Genomic DNA, 5713 nt, shown 5'->3' on the forward strand with positions numbered 1-5713 from the left:
TGAGCCATGATCAAACTCTTCAGTTAAAATCATTTTGAAGTTTTAATCTAAACTTCCAAATCTGGCTCATCAATTTTCTGACTTAAATTTCGCTCAAATAAACTTCGAGTAATTTAAACCAATCAATTAATGAAATATTTTCGATCAATCAATCAGTAAAAATCCACACAAGTTGTTCTTCATAATCTCTTAATGATCTCAATTTCTGCCTCGTCAGCAGAAATTTTAACGCAAAACACTTCTAACAACTCAACCTTGTAAGCTAAGTTCGTAGGCTGTTTCGCGTCGGGATGGGTGCATTCTAGGGGATTTCAAAATCTTTGCAAGCCCCAAATTAGAATATTTTTCACGTATGTATTTTTTTTCTACAAAAATGCTTGGTTTTTTAATTTTTTAGCTATTTTTTCATCAAATTTAAATAAAAACTCTCCTCTACAATGCAGAGAAGACTTTTTTTATCCATACTTTTATGGGTTCAAATCGGTCAAGTTTTGAAGACTGCAATCAACGATTGCCAATGTATATGATTCGTTTCATCTTACGATATCTAAAAAATTTTACATCTCAGTTAAAAATGCTTTTGCATTATCCAAAATCATATTCCTACATACGGCGTACCTATCATTGATTTCATATCAGTGTGGAGGTCTTGTCCGTTGATTAAAAGTTGGTGTTCAGCATTTACATTATTGATTTCAAGTCGAATGAGTCTACTCCTCTATTCAACAAGTTTAGATCGCGCCATCCACATGCACTACCTACAAGAGGTTTTGCCGTATAAAAGTAGCTTTAGCTTTGAATTTTGAATTTTGAATTTTGAATTTTGAATTTTGAATTTTGAATTTTGAATTTTGAATTTTGAATTTTGAATTTTGGTCTTAAAGTTTTAAGAAAATTTTTATAAAACAAAGAGAAGTAATCTTACATTTTACCTTTAGATATAAACCACAACAAAACTAGAGGCAAAAAAAAGAAAGAGATCTCTCCCAAAATCTCTCCCTCGGAGTTGAATCTATATGCGATCCATATATCATTATTATAGTTATACGAAAAAAAGAGTCCCTTGGGGAAGGGACTTGTAAATTGTGGAGCTATAGTTATAAGTACCCTCTAGATCTGTTTTGTACACTGTGTCTAGATGGGTAAATCTTATACATAACTGAGCAAAAATGCAAGCTACTTGGCAAAATTTAAGTGTTGTTTTTATAAGGTTTTTTTTGAATTTACTTATTCATATAATTAATATACCAAACAGAAAACAAAAGCAGACCGAAGCCTGCTTTTATTTCAATCACTTAGAATGGATCTAGTCCGTAAATGTGACTTTGGCAATGGCTTTTTTACCCGCCTGAATAATATATGTTGCGTTTTCTTTGACCGAGAAACCTGCGTCGACCACATTCCAATCTACTTTTACTGCGCCACGTGCAACAGCATCTTTGGCTTGTGCGGCATTTTTGGTTAAACCTGCAGCACGTACAATAGAAGCAATAAATAATTCACCACCAAATTCAGCACGTGAAATCGTCACTTCTGGCGTACCTTCAGGTAATTCACCTTCGGTAATGATATTACCTGCACCTTTATGGGCATTGGCTGCAGCTTCGCTGCCGTGGAAACGCTCAACCAATTCGAGTGCCAAAATCTTTTTGATTTCTTGAGGATTACGACCTTCTGCCATTTCTTTGAGCAACACTTCAATTTCATCCATCGACTTGAAGCTGAGTAATTCAAAATAGCGCTCAATCAGACCATCAGGCATCGACAAGACTTTTTGATACATCGCACCCGGTGCATCAAATACGCCAATATAGTTGCCTAAAGATTTAGACATTTTATTCACGCCATCTAAACCTTCAAGAATTGGCACAGTAATACAAACTTGTGCTTCCTGATCATAACGACCTTGCAAGGTACGTCCCATCAACAAGTTAAAGGTCTGGTCTGTACCGCCCAATTCTACATCGGCTTGTAATGCCACCGAGTCATAACCTTGTACCAACGGATACAAAAATTCGTGAATCGCAATCGGTTGCTGGTTGTTATAACGCTTGGTGAAGTCATCACGTTCCAACATACGCGCTACGGTTTGCTGCGATGCCAACTGAATTAAGTCTGCTGCAGTTTTTGTTGCAAACCATTCAGAGTTAAACACCACTTTGGTTTTATTTGGATCAAGAATTTTAAAAACTTGTTCCTGATACGTTTTGGCATTTTCCAAGACTTTTTCACGTGACAACGGCGGACGTGTAGCACTTTTACCTGTTGGGTCACCAATCATGGCAGTGTAATCGCCAATCAAGAAAAATACTTCGTGACCTAAGTCTTGGAATACTTTTAATTTATTGATTAATACCGTATGCCCCAAGTGTAAATCAGGTGCAGTCGGGTCAAACCCCGCCTTAATTTTTAAAGGACGATTCTCTTTTAATTTCTTTAGAAGATCTTCTTCAGAAATAATTTCATGCGTGCCTCGTTGAATGAGAGCAAGTTGTTCTTCAGCCGGCAGGAAATTTGACATCACGAAATCCAAATACATCAGTTATTCAATTTGTGCGATATACTAACACTTTTTCAGCATATTGCAGGCTATAGAATAACCATGACAGCGATCTATATTGGGGTAATGACGGGCACAAGTATGGATGGTGTCGATCTTGTTGCTGCTTCTTTTGATCCACTGCAACTCCACGCGACCCTGACTTTGCCGTTTGATCCCGATTTACGTGACGAACTCATGGCACTGACTTTGCCAGGTGACAATGAAATTGACCGCATGGGCAAAGCAGATGTGGCTTTAGCCACCATGATTGGACATGGTATTAACAGCCTGATTGAAAAAAATAAACTGGATAAATCTCAAATTAAAGCGATTGGTTCGCATGGCCAGACCATTCGTCATCGTCCTGAACATGCTTTTACTTTACAAATTGGTGATCCGAACATCATCACCGAAATCACCCAAATTCCTGTAATTTCAGATTTTCGTCGTCGTGACATGGCTGCAGGCGGACAAGGCGCACCGTTAGTGCCCGCTTTCCATCAAAACTTATTCCAACATCCGAGTATTCATCGGGTAATTTTAAATTTAGGCGGCATTGCCAATGTCAGTTTGTTGCCTGCAGGACAGCCCGAAGCAGTATCGGGTTTTGATACAGGGCCTGCCAATATTTTAATGGATGCTTGGTGTGAGCGTTACACAGGACAACCTTATGATGAAAATGGCAATTGGGCTGCGTATGGACATCCGATTCGCAGCTTGTTAGATCGTTTACAAGCCCATGCTTTTTTCTCTAAAGAACCACCCAAAAGTACAGGGCGCGAAGACTTTAACTTGGAATGGCTAGATGAACAGGTTGCCGATTGGCGCAATGATGTGGAATATGACGAGCTGGAAGATAATCCTGAAAATATTCAAGCGACTTTATTAAAGCTCACCACCCGCGCGATTAAAAAAGCCATTTATCGTTCAGGCATGGATACAGGTGAAGTCTATGTCTGTGGCGGTGGTGCCTATAATTCTTATTTGCTAGAGCAATTGCGCTGGCGTTTGCGCAAACATCAATGGACTGTACAAAGTACAGCCGATTTAGGGCTAAACCCAACATGGGTCGAAGCCACCGCCTTTGCTTGGTTGGCAATGCGTTTTTGTCAGCAATTAAGTGGCAATTTACCTGCGGTCACAGGGGCTAAAGGTGATCGCATTTTAGGTACCATGACTTTGGTTTAAGGATGCACTTTTAAACCAGATCAGTAGCAACAAAAAAGCCTTTCCTCTTCTATATAGGAAAGGCTTTGATCATTTTGAGTGCATCAATCTACTTTTTCAGATGCTGATACTCAAAAATATTTAAATCATACTTAGATTGAGAATGAAGAACCACAACCACAAGTCGTGGTTGCATTCGGGTTTTGTACCACAAAACGCGAACCTTCCAAGCCTTCAATATAGTCCACTACCGAGCCAACTAAATATTGATAGCTGAGTGAATCGACCAGCATTTTTACATCGCCATTCACAAATTCTGCATCATCTTCATTTTGGCTTTCCGCAAAGTTAAAGCCATAAGAAAATCCTGAACAACCGCCACCTGTCACATATACACGTAGCATTAAGTCTTGATTACCTTCACTGTCACGCAATTGGCGAACTTTTTTAGCAGCGTTGTCGGTGAGCTCAAGTGCTTGGGCATTCATGATGGATTTTCCTCAGGTACAATTCAGATGTCTTTTCTGCAAAAAGACCACTTATCAAGTATAGCATACTCAATATTGGGACGGTGATGCAGAATTAAAGTGAATTCTGAGTAATTACCTCAAGATTCTCCAATTATTTGTAATTTTCGTCCTGCAAGCCACATTCAAAATTGGTTGGCGCTTCTTTACAGCGGAATTGCCACAATAATTTCATCATGCGTTTGTCATAAACACCACGTTTAGTTAAATCAATCCGCGATTCACGCATCATTTTTTGATAACCCGGTTGATCTGCTGCAGGCACTTGCATCCAATATTTTGCAGGAATATCGGCTTTCATTTTGCCTAAAATACCAAAGGCACGTGGTAACTGCCCTTTCACCCATTCACGTGATTTTTGCCCAAAACCTGCAGGGAATTTATCTGGGCGGATAATAATATTGCCCGTGACCTGTAAAATTGGATAATTCACAATCGCGCCTTTAGTGCCTAAGCCTTTATGTAGTTCCAAAGGACGGAATACTGCAGCAGGCGCACCAATAATATCGACCTGACCATTGTTAAATTTACTGCCAAAATTGGTGACATCGGCACTTACTGCTTGCGCACCAATTTGCTGTACCATAATTTTTTGCGCTTGGTCATAATCTAAAACAGCAATTTTTTTCCCCGCGGCTTTGGCGACACTATTAATACTGCGGTCATTCACCATCAAAAAGGCATCACCCACAGGAATGACACCTGCGACTTCATACTGACCATTGCGCATATATTTGGCAAAAGCAGGACTCGCCAAACCTTGCATGACTTTAACTGCCAGTTTTAAATCTGGAATCGCACCAATTGCATCTAATGAGCCTGTAAAATGGTTAAATTGACGACCACGCATGCCCGTCACACTAATACCATCACATTTTCCTGCTTTAAAATCTTCTGCAATCACGCCTTCGTTTTGACCTACGCGTAACTCAATTTCTACGCCCCAGTTTTTGGCCGCCAATTGATAGTCTTGCATTAAGTTATAGACATCACCGTTTTTACCGACCAAGTCGAATACACAGACCACTTGCTTAGCCTGCACTGCACTGGCGGCTAAAGACAAGCCTGCACCGAATAATAAAGCTTGCGTCCATTGTTTCATTTTATAGTTCCTTCCATTTTTTGTTTTTCTGGTCAAAATTGATTCAAACCTTCAATTTTGTAGCACTGTACTTTTCATCAAGCTAAGATTAGCGAATTTTGATCTTTGGCTGATATGACTCAATTGACGAATCTTTCAATTTGACATCCTCCCCGACCTAAAGGACGGAGATTCCTACTGCTAGACGCTCATGCCCGAGCGCAAGAATATTCAGTGCGGAATTTACATCCCGATCATGGAGCGTACCACACTCCACACACTGCCATTCTCTTATTCCAAGTCCTGCTCTACCTTCCGGACTACTGGAGCGTGAGCCACAGCACGAACAAATTTGGGTGGTATAGGCTTCATTGACTTCTTCATAACATACCCCTG

5 protein-coding genes are annotated in these 5713 nt (G+C 39.9%); 1 reads left to right on the plus strand and 4 read right to left on the minus strand.

Going from position 1 to position 5713, the window contains the following annotated elements; translation table 11 throughout:
* Positions 1–1306: 1306 nt before the first annotated feature.
* Positions 1307–2539 carry a tyrosine--tRNA ligase gene (tyrS, locus tag FTT70_RS13310; protein ID WP_167845626.1) on the minus strand — a complete coding sequence of 411 codons (1233 nt, stop codon included), beginning with the start codon at positions 2537–2539 and terminating at the stop codon, positions 1307–1309.
* Between the two features lie 63 nt (positions 2540–2602).
* On the opposite strand from tyrS, the gene FTT70_RS13315 reads away from it, so the two are divergent.
* Positions 2603–3730 carry an anhydro-N-acetylmuramic acid kinase gene (locus FTT70_RS13315; RefSeq protein WP_004969740.1) on the plus strand — a complete coding sequence of 376 codons (1128 nt, stop codon included), beginning with the start codon at positions 2603–2605 and terminating at the stop codon, positions 3728–3730.
* Between the two features lie 131 nt (positions 3731–3861).
* On the opposite strand, the gene erpA is transcribed toward FTT70_RS13315, so the two are convergent.
* The 3 genes from erpA to FTT70_RS13330 form a co-directional block, all read right to left on the minus strand.
* A complete protein-coding gene (erpA, locus tag FTT70_RS13320) occupies positions 3862–4197 on the minus strand; it encodes an iron-sulfur cluster insertion protein ErpA (RefSeq protein WP_004969742.1) in 336 nt (111 codons plus the stop codon).
* A 133-nt stretch (positions 4198–4330) separates the two neighbouring features.
* The gene (locus FTT70_RS13325) at positions 4331–5338 is read right to left on the minus strand and encodes a putative solute-binding protein (RefSeq protein WP_180168719.1); all 1008 of its coding nucleotides are present in this window, start codon (positions 5336–5338) and stop codon (positions 4331–4333) included.
* 157 nt (positions 5339–5495) lie between these two features.
* The coding region (locus tag FTT70_RS13330; RefSeq protein WP_179991410.1) for a zinc ribbon domain-containing protein at positions 5496–5713 on the minus strand (218 nt) is incomplete at its 5' end.

Origin of the sequence: Acinetobacter sp. YH01003 (genome assembly GCF_013420525.1) — a bacterium.
GTDB classification, from domain to species: domain Bacteria; phylum Pseudomonadota; class Gammaproteobacteria; order Pseudomonadales; family Moraxellaceae; genus Acinetobacter; species Acinetobacter towneri.